At 39.7% G+C, this 3,714-nt stretch carries 1 protein-coding gene; it reads left to right on the top strand.

Annotation, left to right across the window (positions count from 1 at the left end; all coding sequences use genetic code 11):
* On the top strand, positions 1-3,714 hold a 3,714-nt coding region (locus ACLTU0_RS11240), incomplete at both ends, for a glycosyl hydrolase 115 family protein (RefSeq protein WP_412322523.1).

Below are 3,714 nucleotides of genomic sequence, written 5' to 3'. Positions count from 1 at the left end.
GATATTCAGTCAATGTCAGATGAAGTGAAAATTTCTGGCATTAATATTTCATCGGCAAGTATGTCTGTTGACGGTTACAAGTTGCTTACGGAAAACGGTAAGGGTATTATTGCGGTGTACAACACTGACGGAACGATAGAAAAGGTGCTTATATCGGAGGACAACATAAACAGTACAAACGGAACGGCACATTTTAAAGAACTTCCGAGTTTTGACGGTAAAACGGTAAAAGCATTTGTGTGGAAAACAGAAAATGACAAATTGACTGTTACGCCGATTGCAAACAGCTATACATATACCGAAACACCGAAAGCGACTATGCCGGCAGATACCGATTGGAGCGATGCAAATATTATAGTCGGTACACTCGGAAACAGTAAGGCGATAGATTCACTTGCGGAAATGGGAGCGATTGACGTTTCAGAAATAAAGGATAAGTGGGAAAGTTTTACCGTTCAAGAAAACGGCGGTAATCTTATTATTGCCGGTTCGGATAAACGCGGTACGATTTACGGCATATATGATTTCTGTGAAAAAATCGGTGTGTCACCATGGAAATGGTGGGCGGACGTAAAGCCCGAAAAAGCGGACGAATTATATATCAATCTTCCTAAAGAGGGATATACGGAAGATGAGCCGAGTGTTCAGTATCGAGGAATTTTCTTAAATGATGAATACAATTTAAACCAATGGTCAACCTCAATGGGTGACGGAAATATGAATAAGGAAACGTATGAAAAGATATACGAGCTTATTCTTCGTTTAAAGGCTAACACTCTATGGCCTGCGATGCACCAGTATTCAAACGCATTCCATTTGGACGCCGAAAATGCGGTGCTTGCCGATAAATACGGTATAGTTATGGGATCCTCACACGCTGAGCCGCTTTTGAGAAATAACCTTGGTGAACTTTATCCGTATCAGCAACAATGGCTTGCGGATCACCCTGACAAAAAGCTGTACATCAATACAAAGGACGACAGCGGCAGATCGGTTTCATATATGTGGACTGATCATGACGGTGACGGTAATGCGGTTGATAATAAGGAGTTTTTGGCTGATTACTGGCGTGACAGTGTAAAGACAAACGGCAGTTACGAAAATATCTATACACTTGGTATGCGTGGTGTTCATGACGGTTCATTCTCAACAAATATGGACACGACAACCGCATTAAACGAAATTATTGCAACACAAAGAAAAATTCTTGAAGAAGAACTTTGCACAGACGGTCGTAAAATCGAGGATATACCTCAAATATTCATTCCGTATAAAGACGTACAAGCGATATACAACACAGGAGCGTTAAAAATTCCTGATGATGTAACAATTATGTGGACAGATGACAACTACGGATATGTACGTCAAAATGCGGACGATGCGGAACGTGCAAGAGCGGGTAAAACAGGTATCTACTATCATATTTCTTATTACGGTTATCCTACGAGTTATCTGTGGCTTTCAAGCACACAGCCGGGACTTATTCGTGAAGAACTTAAAAAGTCATATGACATGGGTGCAAATAAGGTTTGGATATTAAACGTAGGTGACTTGAAACCGGCTGAAAAAGAAATTGAATACTTTGCCGATTTGGCTAAAAACGTATGGTCAACATCAAATACAGAAATATCTTCAATATATGAGCAGAACGCAAAACGTGATTTTAATATGAATGAAACGGACGCAAAAGAATATGCTGATATAATGGATAAGTATTATGAAATTGCAAACGCAAAGCGACCTGAATTTTTAAGAACAGGTGATTTCTCGATGACTGCATACGGTGATGAGGGTGAAAGATATATAAACGAATATAAAGATATTTGTGCAAGAGCGGAAAAGCTATACGAAAAACTTCCGACAGATAAGCAAGCGTCATTCTTTGAACTTGCATTGTACCCTATACGTACCGCAACAAATATGGCTATCGACTATGTACAGACCGACAGAGCAAATCTGTATGTAAGCCAAAACAGAGGTGCGGCGGCTAATAAGTATGCTGAAGAAGCTGATAATGCGGTTAAGCAAATCAATACGGATATGGCTTATTACAACTCTATGCTGGACGGCAAGTGGAATAACATTATGAATAACAATCCGTCAAAATTGCAAGGTTGTGACGCACATATAACTACAGAACTTAACGCACCGAAAGTATCAGCGCTTGATTATACCGAACTTGCGGTAATGACCGATTCGCAGATGGATTATTCGGATAATCCGACTATGACAGTTTCAACTTATGATACATATGATAAATTTATTGACGTAATTAACAAAGGTTACGGCGGACTTGACTATGAAATTACGTCAGACTCAAATGCACTTGTATTTGACAAGACAAGCGGAAAGTCATACGGCAGTGACAGAGTGCATATAAGCGTTGATAAATCAAAGGCGGCAGACGGAGTAAGCAATGCAACGGTTACCGTTGAGCAAAAAATAGGTGATAATGTTGTTGATACAAAGCAGATTGCCGTAACAATCGAAAATCCGACAGAACAAATTTCTGAAAAAACATATGTTGAGGCAGGCGGAGTTGTTTCGATAGAATCTGAACACTACACAGATAAATTTGATGTAAACGGCTATGAATGGAAAGAAGAGAAAGACTTCGGCAGAAGCGGAAACACAATGAAAGCTTATCCTGAAACAGCCTCTAATGCAAAGGAAAGTAATTTGACCAATTCAGCGGCATATATGGAGTACAAGGTTTACTTCACAAATGCAGGTTCATACACATTGGACGTTTATCGTATGCCTACTCTCAATGAACGCGGAACTATGCGTTTGGCGGTAGCGACAGATGACGGTACTCCTATCGTGTTAAGCGGGACTAATAAATACAGCGGAAGCAGGAGCAAGACGGACGCATGGTCAAAAGGCGTATTGTGCAACAGTGAAAAGCTTACAACAAAGATTAATGTTTCTGAGGCGGGGTATCATACTGTAAGAGTGTACAATGTGTCAACAGGCGTAGTCATAGACAAAATGGTGCTTTCTAAGAATAATATAAATTCGTATTTCGGCGCACCTGAAAGCTACAACACAACATATAACACAACAAAAGAAACATCAACCGTAACGGAAGATACGGAAGTCAGCGGTATTGACAAGACATATGAGCCAAAGGCAGTTGTAGGTAATGTGTCAGTGGAAAATAATACTGTAAAGACTGTTGATTTAATCGGCTTAACCGAAAATACACAAAATGCGGTTGTATTTACTGTCGGCTATGATAAGGACGGCAATGCGGTATCAACAGCTATGAATAAAGCTGAAATAAACGGCAAAACAACGGTAAATGTCAATTTGGCTTTGGCAGATAATACAACGGCATATGCGATATATGTAGTAGATAATTTAACCGATATGCAGCCGATTGCACCGTTTAAAACGTTCGGTAAGATTAAGTCAGAGGCAGAGGACAACTATATAACTCTAAAAACAGATTTCAGTTCTTTATACGGTAAAAAGTCTGTTGTATTGGCAGCTGATTGCGAAATATCGGAGGATATTACGGCGGATAATATTAAGTATGTATACGGCGAAATACTTGACAGTGACAGCTACAAATACATTCCGTGGAACGAAGAAGAAGGAAAATACTATATTCGTGTCGGAGTGGATAAGGACAGTACTTATGATGAAACAAAGAATACTGTAAAAAATATAACTCCTGATACTCAAGGCGAAGAAACACAGGTAAGCAAG

This window comes from Hominilimicola sp., from assembly GCF_046972485.1.
Taxonomy (GTDB): domain Bacteria; phylum Bacillota; class Clostridia; order UBA1381; family UBA1381; genus Hominilimicola; species Hominilimicola fabiformis.
Note: the sequence above shows the minus strand (reverse complement) of the source record. Positions and strands in the feature narration are given on the sequence as shown.